The organism is Promicromonospora panici, assembly GCF_900608595.1.
GTDB classification, from domain to species: domain Bacteria; phylum Actinomycetota; class Actinomycetes; order Actinomycetales; family Cellulomonadaceae; genus Promicromonospora; species Promicromonospora panici.
Window position 1 is genome coordinate 160,946 of record NZ_UWYY01000007.1, and the last position, 24,535, is coordinate 185,480.

Below are 24,535 nucleotides of genomic sequence, written 5' to 3' on the forward strand. Positions count from 1 at the left end.
CCCATGGCTCAAGCAACATCCCGCTCGGACGTACCGGTCGTGATCGACGAGGTGAAGTGCATCGATGGGTGCACCCTCTGCGTCGACATGTGCCCGCTGGACTCGCTGGCGATCAACCCCGACTCGGGCAAGGCCTACATGCACGTGGACGAGTGCTGGTACTGCGGCCCCTGCGCCGCCCGCTGCCCCGTCGACGCCGTGACCGTGAACATCCCCTACCTCCTGCGCTGAGGAGAAGTCCATGAACATCACCAGAGTGGCGGCCCGTACGGCCGTGCTCGCCCTCACAGGCGGAGCACTCGCTGCCTGTGGGGTCGCTGCCGCAGATGACACCGTCATGGTGGCCGTCGGATACCAGTCCAAGACCATCAACACCGTCACGGCCGGCACCCTGATGCGCGAGCTGGAGCTGCTCGAGAAGCATCTGGACGAGGCATCACAGATGACGGGAAAGACCTACGAGATCAGCTGGCACGACTTCGCCTCGGGCCCTCCGCTCACGGCCGAGATGATCGCCGAAAAGGTCGACATCGGCTCCATGGGCGACTACCCGCTGTCGGTCAACGGGGCCAAGTCGGCGACGCTCGGAGCTGCCAAGACCCGGTGGGTCAGCGTCACCGGCTACAACCTGGACGGCGCGCTCAACCAGACCGTGGTCCCGAAGGACTCCGAGGCAACCACCCTGGAGGATCTGGAGGGCCAGGTCGTCTCGACGAGCCTCGGTTCGACTGCGCACGGCAACCTCGTCCGGGCTCTCGACGGCGCAGGCATGTCTCCCGAGGACATCGACATCCTCGGGCAGGACCCGCCCGTGGGCATGACCTCGCTGGAGTCGAAGCAGATTGCCGCGCTGGCGCAGTTCGTCCCGTTCCCGCAGAAGGCGGTCTTCGACGGCACCGCCAGGCTGCTGCACAACGGCACGACGGGAGTCCCCACGTTCCACGGGGTGGTGGCGAACGAGAAGTACATCGAGGAGAACCCGGAGGTCATGACGGCCTTCCTCGCAGCACAAAAGGAGGCGACCGAGTACCTGCAGGAGCATCCCGTCGAGGCCGCGGAGAAGGTCGCCGCCGCGACGGGGCTGCCTCCCGAGCTCGTCTACCTCTACAACGGTCCCAATGGTGCGGTCACCTTCGACCTGACCATCAAGCCGCAGCTGGTCGACGCCGTCGAGCAGGGCCTGCCGTTCCTGAAGAACCTCGGCTCGCTGGAGGAGCTCGACGTCGACGCGTTCGTCGACGAGGGCCCGCTCAAGGAGCTCTACGGCGCCGACTACGCGAAGGTGCAGGCCGAGACGGTGAACGCCTCGGCGATCACCGGCCACGACGAGGCCTGCGACCGTGCGGTCGATGACGCGGCGACCGCGTCGGAGGCCTGGCCGGCGGACAGCGCGACCACCAAGGTCGCAGCTACGCCCACGTGCCTGCTCATGCTGGTCGCCCAAGGTGGGGAGTACCGCTCGCTGTACGTCCCGGACGCGGCGTCGGGAACGCGGATCTTCGGGCAGTTCGCAACGTGGGTGATGGATCCGGCCCTCGGCACGACCGAGGAGCTGCTTCCGTTCGCCACGGTCGGAGACGCCGAGGCCTATGCGGCGCAGCACCCAGGCGCCGAGGTGCTGGGGTACGACGAAGCCCTCGAGGGCGTGTGAGCGCGATGACCACCACAGAGGAGCGGGTGCTCCAGGCCGTCCCGGGTGCCGAAGCACCGCCGGTCGAGCGAGCACTTTCATCACCCGGGCGCGGCGGCCGCCTGGCCGCGGCGGCAGCCAGGTCGCTGCCGATCGTCCCGATCGTCGGTGCAGTGCTGGCCTGGCACCTGCTGACCACGTACGACGTGATCGCATGGCTTCGGTTCGACAAGGTCCCCGGACCACTGGATGTCTTCCACTCCCTGCGCGTGCAGTTCGAGACGGCCGAGTTCCGCCAGCATGTCGTCTCGAGCCTGGGCAGGATCCTGTCCGGTTTCGCGCTCGCCAGCCTGGTGGGGGTCGTCGTGGGGATCGGGATCGGCCGGTCCAAGGTCGTCGCGGCCTTGCTACGCCCCTTGATCGAGATCGCCCGCCCGATCCCCGCGATCGCGCTCGTACCCCTCGCGATCCTGCTGTTCCCCACCAGCGAGCAGGGCATCATCTTCATCACATTCTTCGCGGCCGTCTTTCCGGTCACGGTGGCCACCATGCACGCGATGAAGACGCTGCCCCTGGTCTGGATGGACGCGGCCTCGACCCTCGGCGCCAACAGGCGGCAGGTCCTCTTTCACATCGTGCTCCCGGGAGCGATGCCGGCAATCTTCTCCGGTCTGTCGGTGAGCATGGGGGTGGCCTGGATCTGCGTCGTCAGTGCCGAGATGATCTCCGGCCAGTTCGGCGTCGGCTACTGGACCTGGATGTCCTACTCGCTGCTCGACTACGCGGGCGTCGTCGCCGGGATGCTGACCATCGGAGCGCTGGGATTCACCACATCCTGGCTGATCGAGCGCCTCGGTCGCCGAGTCAACCGCTGGCTGCCCGGGGAGGCACGATGAGCTCGGCAGTTGTCGCTTCGACCGACGCCGGCGCGCCCGTCGAGCTCGACAAGATGCGGATCGACTACGCGGACGGGCCCGCCGCCCACCTCGATCTGAAGGTCTCACCCGGTGAGATAGTCATGCTCCTCGGCCCTTCGGGTTGCGGCAAGTCCACGATCCTGCGGGCTCTCGCGGGCTTGCAGCCGATCGCAGCAGGCGCCGCGAGGATCGACGGCCTGGTCCGTCTCGGTCCGGAAGCCCACTGCGCGATGGTGTTCCAAGAGGATGCACTGCTGCCGTGGCGCACGGCCCGGCGGAACGTCGAGTTCGCGCTGGCCCTGCGCGGGGTTCCGCGCCGCGAGCGCAAGCAGCTCGTGCTGGAGCTGCTGGACCAGGTGGGTCTGACGCCATTCGCGGATCACCTGCCCAAGCAGCTCTCCGGCGGCATGCGCCAGCGAGTACAGCTCGCGCGAACTCTTGCCGCAGAGCCGCGAGTGCTGCTCATGGACGAACCGTTCGGCGCCCTTGATGCCCAGACGCGGCTCGACATGCAAGAGCTCCTGATCTCTGTCTGGCGGCAGCGACGCACCACCATCCTCTTCGTGACGCACGACGTCGACGAAGCCCTGCTCCTCGCGGATCGCGTCGTCGTGCTGACACCGCGCCCGGCGCGGATCGCGCGGATCGTCGCCGTAGCCCACCCCCGAGATCCCGACGCCCAGCTGCAACCCGAGTTCGGACTGCAGGGCAAGGAGATCCTCGCGCTGCTCGGCCATGGGCAGCTCCCTCCCACCGAAGACCGGAAGGACTGAGACATGACCTACGTCATCGGAGCCCCGTGCATCGACGTCATGGACCGCGCCTGTGTTGACGAGTGCCCCGTGGACTGCATCTACGTCGGGGAGCGCAGCGCGTACATCAACCCCGACGAGTGCATCGACTGCAGTGCCTGCGAACCCGTGTGCCCGGCCGAGGCGATATTCCACGCGGATGACGCGCTGGAGGAGGATCACGCATTCGTCGACGACAACGCCCGCTTCTTCACCGACGTCCTGCCCGGGCGCTCGTCGCCGGTGGGCAACCCCGGTGGGGCCGCGGACCACGGTGACGTCGGGGTGGACACCCCCTTCGTGGCTGGGACACCTACTCGATGAACACCGAGCAGATCGACCGAATCGTCGTCCGGTTCGCTGGCGACTCCGGCGATGGCATGCAGCTGGTCGGGGATCGCTTCACCGGGCAGGCGGCCGCGTTCGGCAACGACCTGGCGACCTTCCCCAGCTATCCAGCGGAGATCAGGGCGCCGCAGGGCACCGTGCACGGCGTCTCTTCGTTCCAGGTCCACTTCGCCAGCAGCGACATCCTCACCCCCGGTGACGCTCCCGACGTGCTCGTCGCGATGAACCCCGCGGCGCTCCGGGCCAATGCCTCCGACGTCTCGGTCGGCGGTGTCGTGATCGTCGATCCCGACGAGTTCACCAAGCGCAACCTTGCCAAGGCCGGATACGCGTCGGATCCCCTCAGCGACGGGTCCCTGGCCCACCTCACCGTCCACCAGGTCACGATGGGCGCCCTGACCCTCGGAACTGTCAGCGAGCTCGGCCTTGGGCGCAAGGAAGCACTGCGGTGCCGGAACCTCTTCGCACTGGGGATCCTGTCCTGGATGTATGGGCGGCCGACCGAGGTGGTGGAGGACTACCTCCGAGAGAAGTTCGCGAAGAAGCCGTTGGTGGCGGAGGCGAACATCCTCGCCTTCCGTGCCGGCTGGAACTTCGGCGAGACGACGGAGATGTTCGCCGTCAGGTACGAAGTGCCGGCCGCGGCCCTTGCCGAGGGGACCTACCGCCACGTGAGCGGCAACGCGGCACTCGCACTGGGCATCGTCGCTGCGGGATGGGTGTCGGGAATGAAGGTGGTACTGGGTACCTACCCGATCACTCCGGCCTCCGACATCCTGCACGAACTGGCAAAGCACAAGAACTTCCCGGTGCTCACCATCCAGGCCGAGGACGAGATCTCCGCGGTCGGAGCTGCCCTCGGGGCTTCCTTCGGCGGAGCGCTCGGCGTCACCACGACCTCCGGTCCGGGCCTCGCCCTCAAGTCGGAGACCATCGGCCTGGCGGTGATGGCCGAGCTCCCGCTGCTCGTCGTCGACGTGCAGCGCGGTGGGCCCTCGACCGGCCTGCCCACGAAGACGGAGCAGGCCGACCTGCTCCAGGCGATGTTCGGGCGGCACGGCGAGTCACCGGTCGCGGTCGTCGCACCCAGCACGCCTGCAGACTGCTTCGACGCCGCCCTCGAGGCAGCCCGGATCGCTGTCACCTATCGGACCCCCGTGATCCTCCTGTCGGACGGAGCCCTGGCCAACGGCGCAGAGCCGTGGCGACTTCCGGTGCTCAACGAGCTGCCGGACATCCGTCCTGACTTCTCCACGGAACCAAACGCGCCGGACGGGAGCGGGACCCACTGGCCCTACGTCCGGGACGACGAGACGCTGGCCCGTGCCTGGGCGGTCCCGGGCACCCCAGGACTGCAGCACCGCATCGGTGGTCTGGAGAAGGCTGCCGACACCGGGGCCATCTCCTACGACCCGGCCAACCACGAGCACATGGTGCGGCTGCGCCAGCAGAAGATCGCCGGCATCAGCGTCGCGGACCTCGACGTCCACGATCCCTCCCCGGCGACCACTCAGACGCTGATCCTCGGTTGGGGCTCCACCTATGGCCCCATCCAGGAGGCGTGCCGTCGGCTCGCAGCGCGGGGAGTCCCCGTTGCCCATGCCCACCTGCGGCACCTCAACCCGATGCCGGCCAACCTCGACGAGGTCATCGCCCGGTACGAGCGCGTCATCGTCCCCGAGATGAACCTCGGCCAGATGGCGCTCCTGCTCCGCGGACGTGGTGCCACCAACCTCATCAGTCACACCCAGGTCACCGGCCAGCCATTCAAGGCGGGCGACCTCGAAGTGGCGTTCCTCGCACACATGGAAGGAGCCGCGGCATGACCGCGCTCGACGTACCAGCCCAGGTCGAGGGGGAGCAGGGGCCGGTCTCGGGACTCGCGTTGGTGCCCCGCGGACCGCAGGAACAGAAGCCCGCGGACTACCGGTCCGACCAGGAGGTGCGCTGGTGCCCGGGTTGCGGCGACTACATCATCCTCAGCACGGTGCAGTCGATGCTTCCGGCTCTCGGCCTGCAGAAGGAGAACCTGGTCTTCGTCTCGGGCATCGGGTGCTCCTCCCGGTTCCCCTACTACCTCGACACCTACGGGATGCACTCCATCCACGGCCGCGCGCCCGCGATCGCGACCGGGCTGGCTGTCGCCCGCCCTGATCTCTCCGTCTGGGTCATCACCGGCGACGGGGACGCGCTGTCGATCGGCGGCAACCACCTGATCCACGCGCTACGTCGGAACGTCAACATCACCATCCTGCTCTTCAACAACCGTGTGTACGGCCTCACCAAGGGCCAGTACTCGCCGACCAGCAACCAGGGCATGGTGACCAAGTCGAGTCCCCTCGGGGCGCCGGATGCGCCCTTCAACCCGGTCTCGCTGGCACTGGGGGCCGAGGCATCCTTCGTCGCCCGTGCTCTCGACTCCGATCGAAAGGGTCTCGCCGAGGTCCTCGTCCAAGCAGCCGAGCATCGCGGGGCTGCCCTGGTCGAGATCTACCAGAACTGCCCCATCTTCAACAACGGCGCCTTCGACATCCTGAAGGCGCCCGGGAGCGAACGCCACCTCGTCAAGCTCACGCCGGGGGAGCCCGTCGGTCTCGGCGAGCTGGACGACCAGGGGCGGCATTCCCACCTGGTCGTGCGGGAGGGTGGCCGCCTACGCGTCGCCACCCGGAGCGAGGCAGATCCCGGCCAGGTGCTGATCCACGACCCGGGGGACCCTGACCCGACCACGGCCTTCGCCCTCTCACGGCTCTCCGCCCAGGATCTGTCGCATGTCGTCACGGGCGTCTTCCGGGCGGTGTCGCGCCCCGCCTACGACGACGACGTCCGTCGCCAGGGCGAGAACGCGAGCAAGGCCAGCCCTCCAGACCTGGAGGACCTCATCTTCGACGGAGACGTGTGGAGCGTCCCTAGCCCCAGAGGAGCCCGCGCATGACCATGACCGAAGTGATCCCGATCGCCGGCGACGTTCAGGCAGCCCTGGCAACCGTGCTCGATCCGGAAATAGGCCGGCCCATCACCGAGCTCGGGATGGTTCACGACGTGACGATCGTCGGCGGTGACGTCACCGTCACGGTCGTCCTCACGGTCGCCGGCTGTCCGATGAAGGACCGCATCACGCGCGAGGTGACTGCTGCCGTCCAGGTACTTCAAGGGGTCGAAGCGGTGCACGTCGAGCTCGGTGTGATGTCGGAGCAGCAGCGCGGTGACCTCCGCCAGCTCCTCCGCGGGGAAGCAGCGGAGCCGATCGTCCCCTTCGCCGCCGCCGACTCGACCACCAAGGTCTACTGCATCGCCTCGGCCAAGGGTGGCGTGGGCAAATCCAGTGTCACAGCCAACATCGCCGCCGAGCTCGCCCGGCGCGGACTCCGCGTCGGGGTGGTCGACGCCGACATCTACGGCCACAGCATTCCGCGCGCGCTGGGGACGACGGCGGCCCCGACCCAGGTCGACCGCATGCTGATGCCGCCGATGGGCCACGGTGTGAAGGTCATCTCGATGGGGATGTTCACCGAAGGAAACGCGCCCGTCATGTGGCGCGGGCCGATGCTCCACCGTGCCCTGCAGCAGTTCTTCGTCGATGTCTACTGGGGCGACCTGGACGTCCTGCTCATCGACATGCCGCCCGGGACCGGTGACATCACCATCTCGCTGGCACAGCTCCTGCCTCGCGCCGAGTACCTCGTCATCACCACGCCACACCTGGCCGCGGCCGAGGTGGCGGAGCGGGCCGGCACCGTCGCGAAGGAGACCAAGCAGCGCGTCCTCGGGGTCGTCGAGAACATGGCCTGGGCCGAGCTCCCCGACGGTCGGCGGTGGACCCCCTTCGGCGAAGGCGGAGGCGCCGCCGTGGCGGCGACCCTGACACGAGAGCTCGGCTACGTCGTTCCACTCGTCGGCCAGGTGCCCATCGAGCCGGGCATCGGCACGGGAGGCGACCAGGGTGTCCCGGTGGTGCTCGAGGATGCCGGGCCGACCCCTGCCTCGGAGGCGCTGCGGGCCATCGGCGGCTGGCTCGCGAGCCAGGTCGAGAGGCCTCTGCGCTCGCTGCCGATCATCGGAAGTGCCACCGGGGGCTGCTGCTCGTCAGGCGGGTGCAGCACCTGCTGAACAACCGTCCTTGAGTTGGCCCGCCCGTCAAGACGAGGCTCCCGCCCGACAACCAGCCGAGCGGGAGCCGCACACTGCCCCCTTGACGACAGGCACCTACATATCAGTCGAGCAGCCAGGTCGGGTTGCGGAGGTAGGACTCCGCCACGGCGAGCGTCCCCGGTACCTGCGCGGACCAGAGGTCGGGCGGCAGGGCGTCCTCGCGGTGGGTTGTCGTCCAGCCGAGCATCTGCAGGCGGCGCACCATCGACAGGGCGCACCCCAGCTCGACGGCTTCCCGCGCCGGCGGCCGCACCGAGGTGTAGCCCGCCAGCCACTCCAGGGCCATCGTGGGCGCCTCCGGTGTGTGCTCCAGGAAGCTCAGCGCGGCCGCGAAGTCGTACTGGAACCACGTGTGGCCGCAGTCGTCGAAGTCGATGACGGTGAGGCGGTCTCCGCTGATCATGATGTTCGACGGCCGCAGGTCCGCGTGCACCAGACCCCAGGCCGCCGGGTCGCGCGGTGCCTGCCTGACGACCGCGAGCGCCGCGGCCTGGGCCCGCACCAGGAGCTCGCGCTCGGCGCCGCCCTCGACCGCGTCCTCCCAGCGTCCCCAGCGCGCCGTCGGCCCGAGCATGTCTGGGACGTCCCATGAGTGCCGGGCGAACCCCGCCGGCGGGGTCCACCGGAGCGCGTGCTCGTGCAGCCGGGCATTGATCGCGCCGATCTCGCGGTAGTACGAGGTCGGCTCGGCGGCGTCGGGACCGGCGTCGGCGTCGCCGAAGAGGTCCTCGAGGATCTGCCCCGCGACGTAGCCGTAGGCGACACACCACCAGTCCGTGCCCGCCTCGTCGGCGAGCGCCGCACAGAACGTGCCGTTCCCGGTCCGGAGAGCGGCGGGCACCTGGCAGACGCCGTCGGCGGCGAGCGCGGCCACCCAGGCGACCTCGGACTCGAACGCGTCGGCCCCGGCCAGGTAGCCGGGCCGGGCGACCCGTACGACGGCGGCGGGGGCTTCGTCGACGCTCACGAGGAATGTCGCGTTCTCCGAGACCGTGATGAGGCGCATCGTGACGTTGCCGCCGGAGGCCGGCCCGAACCGCCAGGAGGCGGCGACGCCGTCGCGGAGCCAGCCGGGCGCCGGGTCCCCGGGGACCAGGGCGTCGAACGCGGCGAGCGACGCCGACGGCGGGGCGGGCGGCTGCGGACCGGACGTGGACCGTGCCGCGGCGGTGCTGGGCATGTTGACGCTCCTCGGTGCAGGTCAGTGCGCGGAGCGGAGGCGGGCGGCCGCTGCCATGGTGCGCCGCCGTCCGCGGGCACACAAGGGGCGCAACGGGAAATTCACGCAAGTCACCGGCGCGAAATAACTCGGGGCGGCAGAGGGCCGAACGGTTACCCGACCGTCATCCCCAGGCTGTGCCGGCGGATACACGCCGCCTTCAGGCTGGGACCGTCCCGCGGACGGCCGGGCGGCCGTGGATCCCACCCGGGACCGAGGTGGGACATGAGCGCGAGGAGCCTGCCCGTGGTTACCAGGTCGACGATCATGGACACCAACGCCTTCCGGCCCGGTGATCCCACCGGCGGCCTGCCGCCCAGCACCGCTCGCCTGGTGGAACGCCGGTCGGGCGTGCTGGGGTCGGCCTACCGGCTGTTCTACCGCGAGCCCGTGCATCTGGTGCGGGGCAGCGGCGCCCACGTCTTCGACGCCGACGGCAACGACTACCTCGACGTCTACAACAACGTGGCCTCGGTGGGGCACGCGCACCCCCGTGTGGTGGCCGCGATCGCGGAGCAGGCGGCCGCCCTCAACACGCACACGAGGTACGTCCACGAGCGGATCGTGGACTACTCCGAGGCGCTGCTGGCCACGATGCCGGACGAGATCGACCGGGTCATGTACCTGTGCACCGGTTCGGAGGCCAACGACCTGGCGGTCCGCGTCGCCCGCGCGTACACCGGCGGCACGGGCGTCATCGTCAGCGCCGAGGCCTACCACGGCAACACCGAGCTGGTGTCGTCGATGTCGCCCGCGCTCGGCTCGGCGCAGGACCTGGGTCTCGATGTCCGGACGGTCCCGGCGCCCGACCCGTACCGGGCTTCCGTCGCGGCGGAGGACCTGGGCCAGTGGTTCGCCGACCACGTCGCCCGTCAGGTCGCCGACCTGGAGCGCCGCGGCGTGCGGATGGCGGCGTTCCTCGCGGACTCGATCTTCTCGTCCGACGGTGTGTTCTCCGACCCGGCGGGCGCCGCCGGGTTCCTCGCGCCCGCGATCGAGGTGGTGCGGCGGGCCGGCGGCGTGTTCATCGCCGACGAGGTGCAGCCCGGCTTCGGCCGTACTGGCGACGCGATGTGGGGCTTCGCCCGCCACGGCGTCGTGCCGGAGCTGGTCACCCTGGGCAAGCCGATGGCCGCGGGCATCCCCGTCAGCGCGCTGGCCGCGCGGGCGGATGTGCTGGCCTCGTTCGGCGACCGCATCCCGTACTTCAACACCTTCGGCGGCAACCCCGTGTCGATGGCGGCCGCGCAGGCCGTGCTCGACGTGCTCCAGGAGGACAAGCTCCAGGAGCACTCCGCCGATGTCGGCGGCCGGATGCTCACCGCCCTGCGCGCGGCCGCCGCAGACCACCCGCGGGTGGGCGACGTGCGCGGCGCGGGGCTCTATGTCGGCGTCGACCTGGTGACCGATCCCGAAACCAGGTCCCCGGACGTGCCCGCCGCCCTCGACGTCGTCGAGGCGCTGCGCGAACGCCGGATCCTCACCTCCGTCTGCGGGCCGGGCAACGTGCTCAAGCTGCGGCCGCCCCTCGTGTTCGACGACCAGGACCTCGACCGCCTGATCGACGGCTTCACCGACGCGCTCTCGGCGCTCGGCCACTGAACTCACTGGAGGACCGTATGGCAACCACCGGAACGACGTCCGGGACCGCGGGCGTCACCTACACACAGGCCGACGGCCAGTACTTCGAGAAGCGGCAGCTGCGGCGCAGCGCCGGCTTCTGGGGCCTGTGGGGCATCGGGATCGCGGCGGTGATCTCGGGGCAGTTCTCCGGCTGGAACGTGGGCCTCGGCACCACGGGCTGGGTCCCGATGCTCATCGCCATGGTGTTCGTGACGATCATGTACTTCACGATGATCTTCTCGATCGGCGAGATGTCCGCGGCCATGCCGCACACCGGCGGCGCTTACTCGTTCGCGCGGGCCGCGATGGGACCGTGGGGCGGCTTCGTCACCGGGTTCGCCGAGACCATCGAGTACGTCGTGACCACCGCCGTCGTCGTCTGGTTCTCCGGCGTCTACGCGGACTCCGCGCTGAACGCCTTCACCGGGCAGTCGCTTCCACCGTGGGTGTGGTGGATCGTGCTGTACGTGGCCTTCGTGGCGATCAATGCCCTCGGGGCGAGCGTGGGCTTCCGGCTGGCTCTGGTGGTCGCCATCATCTCGCTCGTGGTGCTGGCGTTCTTCGCGGTGGCCGCCGTCGCGTCCGGGGCGGTCGACTTCTCCCGCCTGAACGACGTAGTGCCCGCCGACGGCGGTACCGAGCTGATGCCGTTCGGCACGATCGGCATCCTCTACGCCCTGCCGTTCGCCATCTGGTTCTTCCTCGGGATCGAGGAGCTGCCGCTCGCCGCCGAGGAGGCGCACGAGCCGACCCGCGACATCCCCCGGGCCTCGGTGTGGGGCGTCGTCACCCTCGCGATCTTCGGGCTGACTGTGCTCTTCCTCAACCCCGCCGTGACGGGTACCGCCGCCATCACCGTGTCGCCCGGCGACGGTGACGAGCCGCTGCTGGCCGGCTTCCGCGCGTTCCTCCCGGAGGATGCGGCCGGCGGGCTGGCCCTGCTCGCGCTCGTGGCGCTGTTCGCGTCGCTCCAGGGAATCCTGTTCGCCGCCGGGCGCAACATGTACTCGCTCTCCCGGGCGGGCTACTACCCGACGTTCCTCTCGCTCACCGGCGCCAAGCACAAGACGCCGTGGGTGGCGCTGGTCGCGACCGCGGTGATCGGTCTCGCGATCCTCGCTCTGGTGCTCCTCGTGGTCCCGGCGGTCAGCCCGGATGCGGCGGGGGCGGCGTCGGGCGTGATCCTGTTCATCGCGGTGTTCGGCGCGGTGATCGCGTACGTGATGCAGATGGTGTCGTTCGTGCTCCTGCGCCGTAAGTTCCCTGACGCCGTGCGCCCCTACAAGAGCCCGACGGGCGTCTGGGGCGCGGTGGTCGCGGGCGTGATCTCGGTAGCTGCGTTCCTCGGGATCCTGCTGAACAGCGCGTTCCAGGTCGCGGTGGTGACGTTCGTAGTCGTCTTCGTGGTGGGGCTGGCGCTGTTCGCGCTGGTGGGGCGCAAGCGCCTTGTGCTGTCGCCCGAGGAGGAGTACGCGATGTCGGGAGGGCTCTCGGCGGGTGCCGGTGGTGACGGTGCCGACGTGGGCGGCGATCCGGTCGCCGTCGGCGAGCCGGGGCCGGACGCTGCCGAACCGCTGGAGAAGGCCGACGCCTGACTGCTGCCGGCTGCCGGCTGCCGGCTGCCGGTGACGCGGGGCGTGCCAGACTCCCTGGCATGCCCCGCGACCTGCGCGCGCTGCCCAAGGCCAACCTGCACCTGCATCTGACGGGGTCGATGCGGCCGTCGACCGCCGCCGAGCTCGCCGGCTACTACGGTCTGCCGCCGCTTCCCGCGGTGCCGATCGAGCCCGGCGTGGTGCACGGCTGGGACGCGTTCCAGGCGCGGTACGACACGGCCCGCGCGGCGGTGCGCTCCGCCGACGACATCGCGCGCGTCGTCCGCGAGGCCGTGGAGCAGGACGCCGCCGACGGCGTCGGCTGGACCGAGCTCCAGGTCGATCCGACGTCGTACGCGGGCTGGCTCGGCTCGCTGGAGGCCGTGGTCGAGGCCTTGCTCGACGCCGTGCGCGGCCTGCCCGCGGGTGTGGTCCTGGCGGCGAGCTGGGGCGCGGAACCCGCGCACGCGGAGCGGATCGCCGGGCTCGCGGTGAAGTACGCGCCGGACGGTGTGCTGGGCTTCGGGCTCTCCAACGACGAGCGACGGGGACGCGTCCGTGACTTCGTCCCGGCGTTCCGGCTCGTGACCGACGCCGGGCTGGGGCGCGTACCGCACGCCGGGTTCTACGAGGGCGCGTGGCACGTCCGGGAGTGTGTCGAGCTGCTGGGCGCCACGCGGATCGGGCACGGGCTGACCTCGCTCGAGGACCCGGCGGTGGTGGCCCTCCTGGCGGAGCGCCAGGTCGCGCTGGAGGTCTGCCCGACGTCGTACCCGCCGTTCGGCGTCGCGTCCGCCCTGAACGCGGTGCCGGCGTTGCTGGCCGACGGCGTACCCGTTGCCCTCGCGACCGACGACCCGCTGCTGTTCGGCGTAGGGATGGTCGGGCAGTACGAGATGGCGCGGCAGGTCTGCTCCGACGATGCGCTCGCCAGGATCGCGGCGACTTCGCTCCGGGCGTCACACGCGCCGGCCGCCCTGAAACGGCAGTTGCTCGACGGGGTCCAGGCCTGGTTATCCGGTTAGAGCAGCAACTCTCCCACGACCTCGTCGAACAGGAGGTTCCCCGTCTTGCGGAAGCCGCAGCGCAGGTAGAACTCCTCAGGCCCGTCGGGTCCGGGGACCCACAGGACGGTGATGCGGTCGAACCCGCGCCGCCGGGCCTCCTCGGCCACCTGCTCCACGGCGAACCGGCCCACTCCGCGCTTACGCGCCTCGCGTGCCACGTTGAGTCGCCAGATGCCGGCCCGGAACTCCGGGATCTCCTCGTCCGGGTTCCAGTTCGCCATCACGAAGCCGACCACGTCCTCACCGTCGAGAACCACACGGGGCCACGCGGTGGGATTGACGTAAGCCTCGGCAACCGACCAGGCGACCGGTGCGACCGGCTCCTTGTCGGGTGGCTGAGGGGGCAGCTGGAGCGCCCCGAAGAGATTGTCCGGGGTGAGCTCCGCGAGCTGGAGGTTGGCCATGGGTATGACTGTCCCACGGGACACTGACACTCGACGTCGAGCGAGCAACGCGGCAGGTCAGCCCGCCACGACCTCGACCTCGTAGCCGTCGCCGTTCTCCAGATAGGCCGCGTAGTGGTCGGGACCGCCCGCGTGCGGATGACTGTCAGGGAACAGGAGCGCCCAGCCGTGAGCAGGCGCTGCCTCGACGAGCCGGTCCACCTCGTCGCGCGCGCCGCCGTGGAACGCGAGGTGGTTGAGTCCGGGCGCGAGCCGGTCGTGGACGTCGGCGGCGAGCGCGGGGCTCTGCTCGACGACCACGTAGGTGCCCTCGAGGATCCAGCTCACACCGGCGCCCCACCGCTGGTGCTCGGAGTAGCCCAGCGTGGTGAGGAGCCAGCCCCACGATCGCTCGGCACGTTCGAGGGACGGGACCCAGAGCTCGACGTGGTGCAGGCGGCCGCGGGTCATGGGGTGGCCGCCGCGATGACCTGGGTGAGGCTGCGATGGAGCACTGTCAGTTCCTCGATCGACAGGCCCAGGCGCGCCATGATCGCGGGCGGCACGAGCAGCGCCTGCGCACGGAGAGCACGGCCTTCGTCCGTGAGCTCCACGGCGAGCGCCCGTTCGTCGCGTGGGTCGCGGCGCCGCGTCAGATAGCCGATCGCCTCGAGCCGCTTGAGCAGCGGTGACAGCGTTCCGGGATCGAGCCGAAGCAGCCCGCTGAGCTGCTTGACCGAGAGCGGGGACTCCTCCCACAGGGCGAGCATGACCAGGTACTGCGGGTGCGTGATCCCCATCGGTTCGAGCAGCGGCCGGTACAGCGCGATGACGCTGCGCGAAGCGACCGCAAGGGCGAAGCACACCTGACGGTCCAGGGCCAGGAGGCCCTCGGGGTCGAGTGCACCGCGGTCGGCGAGCAATTCGGTCGGGGCGGACGGCGACGGCGCGGACGACGACGCGGCGGCGGCCCGGGGCGTGACGGTCATGTGGCTCCTCTCGGACGTTGACCAGGATACTAGTTAGTGTGCAAACTATTAGTACACCAATCGAATGGAGGCGGGGAATGCGCAACCGCGACGGCCTGACCCTGGGCTACCGCTTCAAGTGGCGGCTCAACTGGTTGCTCCTGCACGTGGCCGGACCTGCCGAGCAGTCGGACGACAGAGATCCCCGACGTCGGATGGAGCGCGAGCGCGCCGAGCGCGTGGCCCAGTATCGGGCGGAACACGCCGAGCACTGAAGTATCGTCCGGGCGCGTCACAGACACCGCCCGGGCGCGCGACAGAGGGCGGTCAATGGCCGCGCTCAGTGCCCGGCTGCGACCAGCAGGTCGCGGGACAGCGGCGCGAGAGGGTAGTTCGCGACCGGGTCCGCGGGGTCGATCCACACCAGTTCCTCGAGCTCGGCCCGCACCGCGATCTCCGTGCCGGGACGCAGCCGCACCAGGTAGGCATGTGCGTCGACGATGTGGTCGGGCTCGTTCGCGGCGGGCGCCCCGAACCGGCCGAGAGTTTCGACGTCGGCCGGGTCGAGCCGCAGCCCGACCTCCTCCTCGAATTCCCGCAGCAGCGCCGCCAAGGGCTCTTCGCCGGGCTCGATCTTGCCACCCACCTGCATGAACGCCTGCGTGCCCCGCTTGCGGACGAGCAGATGCCGCCCGTCGGAGCGCTCCACGACGGCCGCGACGATCCGTAGCGTCGTGATCGGGCCGATGGCACCGTCCTCGGTCATGACTGCTCCACGATCTCGTCGATCACCGTGCCACCCAGCACCTGGACCACGAGTGGCACGCCGACCAGCCCGGCCGACGTGATGTCCGGGTCGTCGGCGGACGGCTCGTCATAGAAGTCGGGACCGTCGCCCGAGAGCGCCGCAGCAGGCCCGCCCGCCGGGGTGCTCGTCCGCGTCTCGGCCGGGCTTCCGGTCGCCGCTCTCGCTCGCCGCTCGTTCGCCTGTCGCAGCGCCTCGCGTGCGCTACCCGCTCCCGACATCGGAGCCCGCGCGGGAGCGGGGGCCTGCTCCTCGTAGACCGGCTCGGGCTCGGGCATGTCGTAGTCCGCCGGGGGCTCGGTCGTGCTGGCACCTGAGAGCCAGGCCTCGTCGGCTGCACTCGTCGCGGCCGGCGGGCGGGCGGCACGCCGAGTTGGCTCCGGACGTCCAGGCTCAGGGCGTCCAGGCTCAGGGCCGGACGGCTCGGGACGCGACGGCTCAGGACGCTCGGCAACCGCGACGGCACCCTTGGCCGACGCGGGAGCCAGTCCCGACTGCGCGCCGGGGCCTCTGACCGTCGCCGTACTCGTCGGGGCGCCAGCCACGGAGGCGGAGTCCGCGGGCGCCGGCGATGCCGCGGCGGTGCCACCGCCTGGCGCGGGCACGTCCGGCCAGTCCGGCGTCGGGACGGCGGCCGGAGCCAGGGCCTCGCGTCGGGGATCGTCCGAAGGCGCCGCCGAACCGGCACCACCGCCCGACGCACCGCCACCCCCAGGACCGCCGCCCGCAGGACCTCCCCCGGAGGCACCACCGCCGGACGCTCCGCCGCCGCCCGCCGGGCCCTCGTCGAGGGTCGCCTCGACGCGGACGCGGATGCCGAGCGTCTGATAGACCGCTTCCTCCACGGCGCTTGTGTGCCGTGCGTTCGAGAACGTCCGGGCCAAACCCGGAGCCGCGAAGCCGAGCTTCAGCGTGCCGCCCTCGAGGGCGGCGACCTGCGCATTCGGACCGACGAGCGACCAGGTCACGCGTGCGGCCGCGAGCGCGCCGAGAACCTCTGGCCAGCGGCGCCGGACGGTTTCCGTCGTCACGCCGGGCTCGGCACCGTCGGCCGCGGCCGGAGGAGCCGCGGGCGCGGCTTCCGGCTCTGGTGTAACAGGCTGGGGCGCGACTGGCTCCGGCGCAGCTGTAAAGGGAGCCGCGGCCGCCGACTGCGCAGGTGCGGCCTGGACCGGTTCGGCTTCCGGAGCCGCAGGCGCCGGCTCGGCAGGTGTCGGGTGCGCGGCAGGCGTCACGGGCACGGCCGCGGCGTCCGCCGTCGGCCCTGGTTCAGGCGCGACGGGCGCAGCCGCCTGAGCGGGCTGCGGGGTGGCCGTCGGCTGACCGGACTCCCCCCGCTTCTTGCGCGCGTCGAGCACCGCACGCGCGGCGGCGGCCCCGGCGAGGCCGCCCGTCGCCGACTCGTCGGCCGGTCCGTGGCCCGGCGCGGCGGCAGCGCCACCCTGGCTGAGGGGTACCGGTGCAGAGGACGCGCCGATGCCGCCCCGTTCGAGGCGGTCGATACGCGCGGCGAGCCCTGCGGCGCCGTCGTCGGCTCCCGGGAGGAGCAGCCGTGCGCACAGCAGCTCCAGGTGCAGACGCGGCGACGTGGCGCCGGTCATCTCGGTGAGCGCGGCGTTCACGAGGTCCGCCGCCCGGGACAGCTCCGCCACCCCGAGCCGCCCGGCCTGGGTGCGCATGCGGTCCAGCTGGTCGGTGGGTATACCCCGAAGCACGGCGCTGGCGGCATCACCCGAGACGCCGATGACTATGAGGTCGCGCAGGCGCTCCAGGACATCCTCGACGAACCGGCGCGGCTCGTGTCCCGTCGCGATGATCTGGTCGACGACCCGGAAGATGGAGCCGCCGTCGCGTGCGGCGAGCGCGTCCACGACGTCGTCCAGGAGGTTCGCGTGCGTGAACCCGAGCAGGCCCACCGCCAGGTCATAGTCCACGACCCCGCCCGTGGCGCCGGCGATGAGCTGGTCCATCACGGACAGGGAGTCGCGCACCGAGCCGCCGCCGGCACGCGTGACCAGCGGGAGCACTCCGCCGCCCACCTCGACCCCCTCGGCCGCGCAGAGCTGTTCGAGGTACGGGGACAGCACGTCCGGCGGCACGAGCCGGAACGGGTAGTGGTGCGTGCGCGACCGGATCGTGCCGATCACCTTGTCCGGCTCGGTCGTCGCGAAGATGAACTTGATGTGCGGCGGCGGCTCCTCGACGATCTTCAGCAGCGCGTTGAAGCCCTGCGGCGTCACCATGTGCGCCTCGTCGAGGATGAAGATCTTGTACCGGTCGCGGGCGGGCGCGAAGGTGGCACGTTCGCGCAGGTCACGCGCGTCGTCCACACCGTTGTGCGACGCCGCGTCGATCTCGACCACGTCGAGCGACCCGCTACCACCGCGCGCCAGCTCGACGCAGGAGGCGCACTCGCCGCACGGGGTGTCGATCGGCGACTCGGGGGTGTTCTTCGCACAGTTCAGCGTCCGCGCCAAGATGCGGGCCGACGTCGTCTTGCCACAGCCCCGGGGACCGCTGAAGAGATAGGCATGGTTCACCCGCCCGCTGCGCAAGGCCTGCATGAGGGGGCCCGTGACGTGGTCCTGGCCGATCACCTCGGCGAACGTCTCGGGCCTGTAGCGGCGGTATAGGGCGGTGCTCACCCCCGCAACGATAGACGGCCTCACCGACACTCGGAGGACGGCCGTCCACAGGTTCGGATTCGCCATGCGAATCGAACGTGTGTTCCATATGATGGTCGCATATTCGGACCCGACCGGAGGGTGGCCAGCCATGCGGATCAACAGCACCGCTTTGCGCTCGGTGCCGAGCCTGCCATCCGTCACCGACACCACCCACGCCGACGTGACGTCGGCCCTTGGCGACGTCGGCCTGGAGCAGATCGCAGCCCTGCACGCCTGGCTCCTAGCGGCGGCCAAGCCTGGCGACAACCCGGCCCGCATCGACACCCTGCGCGCCCTGGAAGACATCAAGGCAGCCTGCGCTGCGGTGCAGGCTCAGGTACTGGTCGAGCTGCACGACGACGCGCTCGTGGCCGCGCGTGAGCACGCCGCGGACCCGGCCGGACACCACGACTCGACCGGTCGGCAGATCCCGGTCACGGTGCGGTCCGCCGAACGTGACGCGACCGCGAGCACCGTCCAGCAGGCCGCCCGCGCTGCGCCTCTCACCTCACCGGACCCGGACCCTGCTGGGCGCGGCCCGCCTCTGGCACGAGGAGATGCCGCACACGCTGGCGGTACTGCGGGAGGGCAGGCTGTCCGAGGGACGAGCGCTGCTGCTGGTCAAGGAGACGGCGTGCCTCACGCTAGAGGACCGCAGCCGTGTCGACACGGACCTGTGCGCCGACCCGGCCACCCTGCACGGGGTCGGCACCCGGCGGCTGGTCGCCATGATCAACGAGCGCGCCAACCAGATCGACCCGGCAGCACTGGTCAAGCGGGCCGCGAAGGCCACCAGTGAGCGCTGCGTCACGATCCGGCCCGCCCCGGACACCATGACGTACGTGACCGCACTGCTGCCCGTCGCGCAAGGGGTACAGGTCTACGCGGCGCTGAAGCTCGCCGCGGAGTCCGCCCGGTACACGGGCGGCGACGAGCGCTCCACCGGCCAGATCATGGCCGACACGCTCGTCGAACGAACCACCGGCCAGGAACGTGCGGCGGCGGTGCCCGTCACGGTGAACCTCGTCGTGTCCGACGCCGCCCTGCTCGGCGGCGGCCACGAGCCCGCCGTCATCCTGGACGCGACCGGCGCCGGGCACGGCACCATCCCGGCGGCCATCACCCGCAACCTCACCGCTGGCGCCGTCGACCTCGGCGCAGCCTGGCTGCGGACCATCTACGCCACCACGAGCGGCGACCTGATCGGCACGACCGGCAGACGCCGGTTCTTCGCCGACGGGCTCGCGGACCTGCTGCGGATCAGGGACCAGGGCGTCTGCCGCACGCCCTGGTGCGACGCCCCGATGCGCCATCTCGACCACATCCAACCCGCGGCCGACGGCGGAAGCACCAGCCTGGTCAACGGGCAAGGGCTCTGTGCTGGGTGCAACCAGGCCAAGGAAGCACCCGGCTGGCGATCAGCGCCCGGGACCGACCCTGCCACCGGCCGACACGTCGTCACCACCACCACACCAACCGGTCACACGTACCGATCGGTCGCGCCGCCACCCCCGCGAGCGGCCGACCAGACAGCGCCACGCAGCACGGGCAGGAGCCCCACGATCTTGCGGCCGGTGCGGCAGGCAGCCTGATCTCGCCGGTCTCACCCTTGCCATCTTGAAATGTTAGCGACTAACATTTCTAGGTGGCCACACCCCGCACCCTCCGCACCCGAGCCCGCATCCTCGATGCCGCACTCGACCTCTTCGAGCGCCAGGGCTACGACGCCACCACGGTGAACCAGATCGCCGACGCCGCGGGCATCACCCCCATGACGTTCTTCCGGCACTTCCCCACCAAGGACGCCGTGCTGGTCACCGACCCGTACGACCCCCTCATCGCACAAGCCGTCGGCGCCCAGCCGGCCGACCTTCCTCCCCTGGAGCGCACGCGCCTCGGCATGCTCGCCGCGCTCGGCGACATCACGCCCACCGAGGACGCCACGGCGAGGCGTCGCGTCGCCCTCGTCACACAGTCCCCCTCGCTCCGAGCCGCCGTAGCCATCGGCACCGAGGCCACCCAGGAGGCGATAGTCGAGCAGCTCGTGGCCGACGGCGTCGATCCCCTGGACGCCGCAATCGCCGCCTCGGCCTGCCTCGCCGCCACGACCGCAGCCCTCCTGGCCTGGGGCACCGCGCCGAGCGACGTCACGCTCGCCGATCTCGTCCACCGCGCCCTGGCGCAACTCGCCCTGGAGAAGCCATGACCGCGCTCCTGCTCGACGACGTCTCGCACAGCTTCGGAGATCGGGTCGCCCTCGACCACCTCACCCTCGACGTGGAGCCGGGCCGGGTCACGGCCCTGATCGGCCTCAACGGCGCCGGCAAGACGACGGCGCTCCGCGCGCTGGCCGGCCGCCTGCGCCCGACGCACGGCGAGGCGAGGATCCTCGGCCACAACCCCGCTGACCTGCCCATCGACGTCGCCACGCGGTTCGGCCACGTGGTCGACACCCCACTGATCTACCCCGAGCTGACCGTGACCGAGAGTCTTCGCTGCTCTGCCCGGCTGCACGGCCGGCCCCGGCAAGCGGCCGCACCCGCGGCGAGCGCCGCCGTCGGCCGCATGGGACTCGCGCCGTGGCGCCACGCACGGGCCCGAACCCTCTCGATGGGCAACCGTCAGCGCCTCGGGATCGCCTGCGCCACCCTGCATCGGCCGACCGCGTTGATCCTCGACGAGCCGACCAGCGCCCTCGATCCGCAGGGTGTGGTCCTGGTCCGCGAACTCGTCCGCGAGCTGGCCGACGAGGGCGCGGCGGTACTCGTCTCGAGCCATCACCTCGACGAGGTCGCCCGGGTCGCGGACGAGATAGTCGTGCTGCACGGCGGGCGTGACGTCGGACGGCTCGAACCCGGCGGCACCGACCTGGAGCAGCGGTTCTTCGCCATGGTGCTGGAGGCCGACACCCGAAACGCCGATATCCGCACCGCCAATGCCCGCACCGCCGACACCGGGAGCCTGGCATGAACCTCCGCGCCGCCCTTGCCGTCGAGGCGCTCAAGCTGCGCCGCTCGACCGTCGCCCGCATCGCGACCGCTCTGCTCGTGCTGCTCGTCCCGCTCGGGAGCGTCGGGATGGTGGCGCTCGCCCGGTCGCCGCAGCCTGTCGGCCCGACGGCGGCCAAGCTCGCCGACTACGCGACCGGCGACCTCGCCACGACACACCTGCTGGTGTGCGCCCAGGTGCTCTCGGTCGCCGCGCTGGCCGCGGGCGGATTCTTCGTCGCGTGGTCGTTCGGCCGGGAGCTGGAGAGCGGCACCGCCGGCGCACTGTTCGGCCTCGCCGTGTCGCGCGGCACGGTCGCCCTGGCCAAGTGCCTGGTTGCCCTGGCCTGGATCGTGGCGTGCGTGGTGCTGACGGTCGCCGTGACCGTCGCGGCTTCGGCGGTGGTCACCGCTGTCTCCGGCGAGGCCTTCGGCCCGGAAGCCTGGGCCGGGGCGCGGAACTCCGTCGTCGCCGGGGTCCTCGGCAGCGGGCTGGCCCTGCCGTTCGCCTGGGTGGCGACGGCGACGCGCAGCCAGCTCGGCACGGTCGGAGCACTGGTCGGCGTCGTCTCGCTCACGCAGATCGTCGTGCTGCTCGGCGGCGGCTCGTGGTTCCCCTACGCCGCCCCGTCGCTGTGGGCGGGCATGGGCGGAGCGGCCGCGGCGGCCGCGGTCGGTCTCCCCCACCTGCTGCTCGCGGCGGCGGTCGCCCCGGTCGCGGTCGCCGCCGTCGTGCAGGCCTGGCGACGCCTCACGAACGTGTGAGGCGTCGCTTCACCGCCGCAGCGCGCGCCGCGCGAGCCCGTTCCCCAGCCACTGGACGGCCTGGACGATCAGCACGATGACCACCACCACGACGGCGGTGACCGCCCAGTCGTACTGCCGGTAGCCCTGGACGATCGCGAAGTCGCCCAGCCCGCCGGCACCCAGGTACCCGCCGATCGCCGACATGTCGAGCACACCGACGAACAGGAACGTGTAGCCCAGGATCAGGGGTGCGAGCGCCTCCGGGACCAGCACGGTCCGCACGATCCGGAAAGGCGAGGCGCCCATGGCCCGGGCGGCCTCGACCACACCGGGGTCGATGGAGACGAGGTTCTGCTCCACGAGCCGCGCGAACACGAACGTCGCCATGAAGCACATGGCGAACGTGAACGCCTCGATGCCGATCGTCGAGCCGATGACCGCGCGGGTCAGCGGGCCGAGCGCCACCAGGAAGATGATGAATGGCACCGGCCGCACCACGTTCACGGCGATGTTCAGCACTGCGAACACGAACCGGTTGCCGAGCAGGTTCCCGGGCCGCGTCAGGTACAGGCCGAGTCCGAGGGCGAGCCCGAGAAAGCCACCCACGAGCAAGGTGATCAGCACCATGTACGCGGTCTGGCCGGCCGCCTCCCAGAGCAGCGGCGTCAACTGGTCCCAGCTCATACGGCTGCCCTCCCATGGTCGTCCACCCATGTCACGTCCCTCAGCGCGGCAACGGCGGACTCCACCGCGGCAGGATCGCCGACGAGCTCTACGGTCAGCGACCCGTACGGCCGCTCCGCGACCTCGGTGATGCCGCCGAAGACGACCGTCCCGTCGACACCGTGCTCGCGCAGCGTGCGCGTGAGCACGGCCGACGACCCCGCGACCTCGTCGACACCCACCGTCACGATGTGCCCGGTATGCCGGGCGCGTAGGCGCTCCAGCACCTCGGGCGACGGCCGGTCGCGCAGCGCGGTGGCGACGAACCGCCGGGTGATGTCGTGCGCGGGCGCGCTGAACACCTGGTACGCCTCCCCCACCTCGACGACGCGCCCCCGGTCCATCACCGCAACCCGGTGGCAGATCGAGCGCACCACGTCCATCTCGTGCGTGATCACGACGACCGTGACGCCGAGCTCGCGGTTGACGCGCTGGAGCAGGTCCAGCACGTCGCGCGTCGTCTCGGGGTCGAGTGCCGACGTCGCCTCGTCCGCGAGCAGGATGCGCGGGTTGGTGGCGAGCGCCCGGGCGATGCCGACGCGCTGCTTCTGCCCGCCCGACAGCGCCGACGGGTGCACCCCCGCCTTCTCCACCAGGCCGACGAAGTCGAGCAGCTCGGCCACCCGCGCCTCGCGCCGGGCCCGCGGCCAGCCGGCCACCTCGAGCGGGTAGGCGACATTCCCCGCGACGGTCCGGGAGGCGAGCAGGTTGAACTGCTGGAACACCATGCCGATCCCCGCCCGCACCGGGCGCAGGCGCGCCTCGTTCAGGGCGCCGAGCGCGACGCCGTCGACGACGACGTCACCGCCCGTCGTGCGTTCCAGCGCGTTGATCAGCCGGACCAGCGTGGACTTGCCGGCACCCGACTGACCGATGACGCCGAAGATCTCGCCCTCGCGGATGTCGAGGGTGACCTCGTCGACGGCGCGCACCTCCGCACCCCGCCCGCGGCCCGGGAACACCTTGGAGGCGCCCTCGAACCGCACGATGCTGCCGGCGGCAGCTCCGGTCGCGGCAGACATCAGGAGGCGTCCGCCTCGATACCGGCCAGGATCTCCTGCAGCTCGCTGGCCGAGTTGTCCTTGATGACGCCGGTGCCGCCGGACGCTTCCAGCACGCCCTTCTCGACCTCCGGGGAGTGGTAGATCTCGACGAGCTGCTGGAACACCTCGTTGTCCGCGTCGTCCGCGCGGGCCACCCATACGTTGATGTACGGCGCGGCGGCGTCGGAGTCCGGGTCGTCCGAGAAGATCGCGTCCTCGGAGGTCAGGCCGGCGTCGCCCACGAAGTCGTTGTTGATGATCGAGGCGTCGACGTCCTGCAGGGCGAGCGCCGTCTGCGCGGCGTCGACCGGTGTCACGGTCACGCGCGACTCGTCCTCGAGCACGTCGGCGGGCGTGGAGAACGCGCTGCCGCCGTCGCGCAGAGCGACCAGCCCGGCCTCCTGCAGCACGAGCAGCGCGCGGGCCTGGTTGCTGTCGTCGTTCGGGATCGCGACCTCTCCGCCGTCGGGAATGTCCTCGACGCTGTCGTGCTGCTGGGAGTAGAGCCCCAGCGGGTAGACGGCGGTGGCCGCGATCGGCGTCAGGTCCTGCCCGGAGGCGGTGTTGTAGGTGGCGAGGAACTGCAGGTGCTGGAACTGGTTGAGGTCGAGGTCGCCGTCGGTCAGGCCCTGGTTGGGCAGCTGGTAGTCGCTGAAGTTCACGAGCTCGACGGTGATGCCCTCCTCCTCGGCCAGGTCGCTGAAGGTGGTCCAGTAGTCGTCACCGGAGTTGACGACGCCGATGCGGACCGGGTCCTCGGCTGTGCCAGCGGCAGCCGCGGCGTCGCCCCCGACACCGCAGGCGCTCAGTGCGAGGGCGGTGACGGCGGCGAGGCCGGTGGCCAGAACAGGGGTGAAGCGAGACATGGGTG

General features: G+C 71.0%; 26 protein-coding genes. 16 read left to right on the plus strand and 10 right to left on the minus strand.

The window, feature by feature from the left end:
- Positions 1-3 precede the first annotated feature (3 nt).
- Genes EW117_RS09925 through EW117_RS09960 form a run of 8 tightly spaced genes read left to right on the plus strand, consistent with a single transcriptional unit; the run spans position 4 to position 7,796 of the window.
- Entirely contained in the window at positions 4-231 is a 228-nt protein-coding gene (locus tag EW117_RS09925) for a 4Fe-4S dicluster domain-containing protein (protein ID WP_129786185.1), read from the plus strand.
- Between the two features lie 10 nt (positions 232-241).
- Positions 242-1,651 carry an ABC transporter substrate-binding protein gene (locus EW117_RS09930; RefSeq protein WP_129786187.1) on the plus strand — a complete coding sequence of 470 codons (1,410 nt, stop codon included), beginning with the start codon at positions 242-244 and terminating at the stop codon, positions 1,649-1,651.
- Between the two features lie 5 nt (positions 1,652-1,656).
- Positions 1,657-2,526: an ABC transporter permease gene (locus EW117_RS09935; RefSeq protein WP_129786189.1), complete on the plus strand. Its 870-nt coding sequence runs from the start codon at positions 1,657-1,659 to the stop codon at positions 2,524-2,526.
- The gene (locus EW117_RS09940; RefSeq protein WP_129786191.1) at positions 2,523-3,320 is read left to right on the plus strand and encodes an ABC transporter ATP-binding protein; all 798 of its coding nucleotides are present in this window, start codon (positions 2,523-2,525) and stop codon (positions 3,318-3,320) included. Before EW117_RS09935 ends, EW117_RS09940 begins: the two co-directional genes overlap by 4 nt.
- Positions 3,321-3,323: 3 nt before the next feature.
- On the plus strand, positions 3,324-3,662 hold the full coding sequence (gene fdxA / locus EW117_RS09945; protein WP_129786193.1) for a ferredoxin: 339 nt from the start codon (positions 3,324-3,326) through the stop codon (positions 3,660-3,662).
- Positions 3,659-5,512, plus strand: a complete 1,854-nt coding sequence (locus tag EW117_RS09950) for a 2-oxoacid:acceptor oxidoreductase subunit alpha (RefSeq protein ID WP_129786195.1) — start codon at positions 3,659-3,661, stop codon at positions 5,510-5,512. The genes fdxA and EW117_RS09950 overlap by 4 nt, the downstream gene beginning before the upstream one ends.
- On the plus strand, positions 5,509-6,621 hold the full coding sequence (locus EW117_RS09955; RefSeq protein ID WP_129786197.1) for a 2-oxoacid:ferredoxin oxidoreductase subunit beta: 1,113 nt from the start codon (positions 5,509-5,511) through the stop codon (positions 6,619-6,621). Before EW117_RS09950 ends, EW117_RS09955 begins: the two co-directional genes overlap by 4 nt.
- The gene (locus EW117_RS09960; RefSeq protein ID WP_129786199.1) at positions 6,618-7,796 is read left to right on the plus strand and encodes an Mrp/NBP35 family ATP-binding protein; all 1,179 of its coding nucleotides are present in this window, start codon (positions 6,618-6,620) and stop codon (positions 7,794-7,796) included. The genes EW117_RS09955 and EW117_RS09960 overlap by 4 nt, the downstream gene beginning before the upstream one ends.
- 103 nt (positions 7,797-7,899) lie before the next feature.
- Here EW117_RS09960 and EW117_RS09965 read toward each other — a convergent pair whose 3' ends face one another.
- Positions 7,900-9,018 carry a phosphotransferase enzyme family protein gene (locus EW117_RS09965; protein WP_129786201.1) on the minus strand — a complete coding sequence of 373 codons (1,119 nt, stop codon included), beginning with the start codon at positions 9,016-9,018 and terminating at the stop codon, positions 7,900-7,902.
- 264 nt (positions 9,019-9,282) lie between these two features.
- Here EW117_RS09965 and EW117_RS09970 point away from each other — a divergent pair, with 264 nt between their 5' ends.
- Genes EW117_RS09970 through add form a run of 3 tightly spaced genes read left to right on the plus strand, consistent with a single transcriptional unit; the run spans position 9,283 to position 13,300 of the window.
- Entirely contained in the window at positions 9,283-10,659 is a 1,377-nt protein-coding gene (locus tag EW117_RS09970; protein ID WP_242504202.1) for an aspartate aminotransferase family protein, read from the plus strand.
- Positions 10,660-10,676: 17 nt separating this feature from the next.
- A complete protein-coding gene (locus EW117_RS09975; RefSeq protein WP_129786203.1) occupies positions 10,677-12,275 on the plus strand; it encodes an amino acid permease in 1,599 nt (532 codons plus the stop codon).
- Positions 12,276-12,334: 59 nt separating this feature from the next.
- Complete coding sequence (gene add, locus EW117_RS09980) at positions 12,335-13,300, plus strand: adenosine deaminase (protein WP_129786205.1); 966 nt, start codon at positions 12,335-12,337, stop codon at positions 13,298-13,300.
- On the opposite strand, the gene EW117_RS09985 is transcribed toward add, so the two are convergent.
- From EW117_RS09985 to EW117_RS09995, 3 genes are read right to left on the minus strand one after another with little or no spacing between them, the layout of a single operon-like run.
- Positions 13,297-13,746, minus strand: coding sequence for a GNAT family N-acetyltransferase (locus tag EW117_RS09985; RefSeq protein WP_129786207.1), 450 nt, complete (start codon positions 13,744-13,746; stop codon positions 13,297-13,299). The two genes, add and EW117_RS09985, sit on opposite strands and share 4 nt — an antisense overlap.
- Before the next feature lie 57 nt (positions 13,747-13,803).
- Positions 13,804-14,196 (minus strand): VOC family protein, encoded by a 393-nt coding sequence (locus tag EW117_RS09990; protein ID WP_129786209.1) that lies wholly within the window; start codon positions 14,194-14,196, stop codon positions 13,804-13,806.
- Entirely contained in the window at positions 14,193-14,714 is a 522-nt protein-coding gene (locus tag EW117_RS09995; RefSeq protein ID WP_242504203.1) for a MarR family winged helix-turn-helix transcriptional regulator, read from the minus strand. The genes EW117_RS09990 and EW117_RS09995 overlap by 4 nt, the downstream gene beginning before the upstream one ends.
- 77 nt (positions 14,715-14,791) lie before the next feature.
- Here EW117_RS09995 and EW117_RS29375 point away from each other — a divergent pair, with 77 nt between their 5' ends.
- Positions 14,792-14,968, plus strand: a complete 177-nt coding sequence (locus EW117_RS29375; protein ID WP_165362621.1) for a hypothetical protein — start codon at positions 14,792-14,794, stop codon at positions 14,966-14,968.
- Between the two features lie 65 nt (positions 14,969-15,033).
- Here EW117_RS29375 and EW117_RS10000 read toward each other — a convergent pair whose 3' ends face one another.
- From EW117_RS10000 to EW117_RS29380, 3 genes are all read right to left on the minus strand, one after another.
- On the minus strand, positions 15,034-15,459 hold the full coding sequence (locus EW117_RS10000; RefSeq protein ID WP_129786211.1) for an NUDIX hydrolase: 426 nt from the start codon (positions 15,457-15,459) through the stop codon (positions 15,034-15,036).
- Complete coding sequence (locus EW117_RS10005) at positions 15,456-18,143, minus strand: DNA polymerase III subunit gamma and tau (RefSeq protein ID WP_129786213.1); 2,688 nt, start codon at positions 18,141-18,143, stop codon at positions 15,456-15,458. The genes EW117_RS10000 and EW117_RS10005 overlap by 4 nt, the downstream gene beginning before the upstream one ends.
- 262 nt (positions 18,144-18,405) lie before the next feature.
- A complete protein-coding gene (locus tag EW117_RS29380) occupies positions 18,406-18,570 on the minus strand; it encodes a hypothetical protein (RefSeq protein WP_165362622.1) in 165 nt (54 codons plus the stop codon).
- Positions 18,571-18,619: 49 nt separating this feature from the next.
- On the opposite strand from EW117_RS29380, the gene EW117_RS10010 reads away from it, so the two are divergent.
- The 4 genes from EW117_RS10010 to EW117_RS10025 are packed head-to-tail and all read left to right on the plus strand — an operon-like array spanning position 18,620 to position 21,916.
- Positions 18,620-19,756: an HNH endonuclease gene (locus tag EW117_RS10010; RefSeq protein WP_165362623.1), complete on the plus strand. Its 1,137-nt coding sequence runs from the start codon at positions 18,620-18,622 to the stop codon at positions 19,754-19,756.
- A 53-nt stretch (positions 19,757-19,809) separates the two neighbouring features.
- A complete protein-coding gene (locus EW117_RS10015; protein ID WP_129786217.1) occupies positions 19,810-20,370 on the plus strand; it encodes a TetR/AcrR family transcriptional regulator in 561 nt (186 codons plus the stop codon).
- The gene (locus tag EW117_RS10020) at positions 20,367-21,134 is read left to right on the plus strand and encodes an ABC transporter ATP-binding protein (protein ID WP_129786219.1); all 768 of its coding nucleotides are present in this window, start codon (positions 20,367-20,369) and stop codon (positions 21,132-21,134) included. Before EW117_RS10015 ends, EW117_RS10020 begins: the two co-directional genes overlap by 4 nt.
- Positions 21,131-21,916 carry an ABC transporter permease gene (locus EW117_RS10025; protein ID WP_129786221.1) on the plus strand — a complete coding sequence of 262 codons (786 nt, stop codon included), beginning with the start codon at positions 21,131-21,133 and terminating at the stop codon, positions 21,914-21,916. Before EW117_RS10020 ends, EW117_RS10025 begins: the two co-directional genes overlap by 4 nt.
- 9 nt (positions 21,917-21,925) lie before the next feature.
- Here EW117_RS10025 and EW117_RS10030 read toward each other — a convergent pair whose 3' ends face one another.
- The 3 genes from EW117_RS10030 to EW117_RS10040 are packed head-to-tail and all read right to left on the minus strand — an operon-like array spanning position 21,926 to position 24,530.
- The gene (locus tag EW117_RS10030) at positions 21,926-22,582 is read right to left on the minus strand and encodes a methionine ABC transporter permease (protein ID WP_129786223.1); all 657 of its coding nucleotides are present in this window, start codon (positions 22,580-22,582) and stop codon (positions 21,926-21,928) included.
- Positions 22,579-23,643: a methionine ABC transporter ATP-binding protein gene (locus tag EW117_RS10035; protein WP_129786225.1), complete on the minus strand. Its 1,065-nt coding sequence runs from the start codon at positions 23,641-23,643 to the stop codon at positions 22,579-22,581. Before EW117_RS10035 ends, EW117_RS10030 begins: the two co-directional genes overlap by 4 nt.
- On the minus strand, positions 23,643-24,530 hold the full coding sequence (locus EW117_RS10040) for a MetQ/NlpA family ABC transporter substrate-binding protein (protein ID WP_129786227.1): 888 nt from the start codon (positions 24,528-24,530) through the stop codon (positions 23,643-23,645). Before EW117_RS10040 ends, EW117_RS10035 begins: the two co-directional genes overlap by 1 nt.
- Positions 24,531-24,535 lie beyond the last annotated feature (5 nt).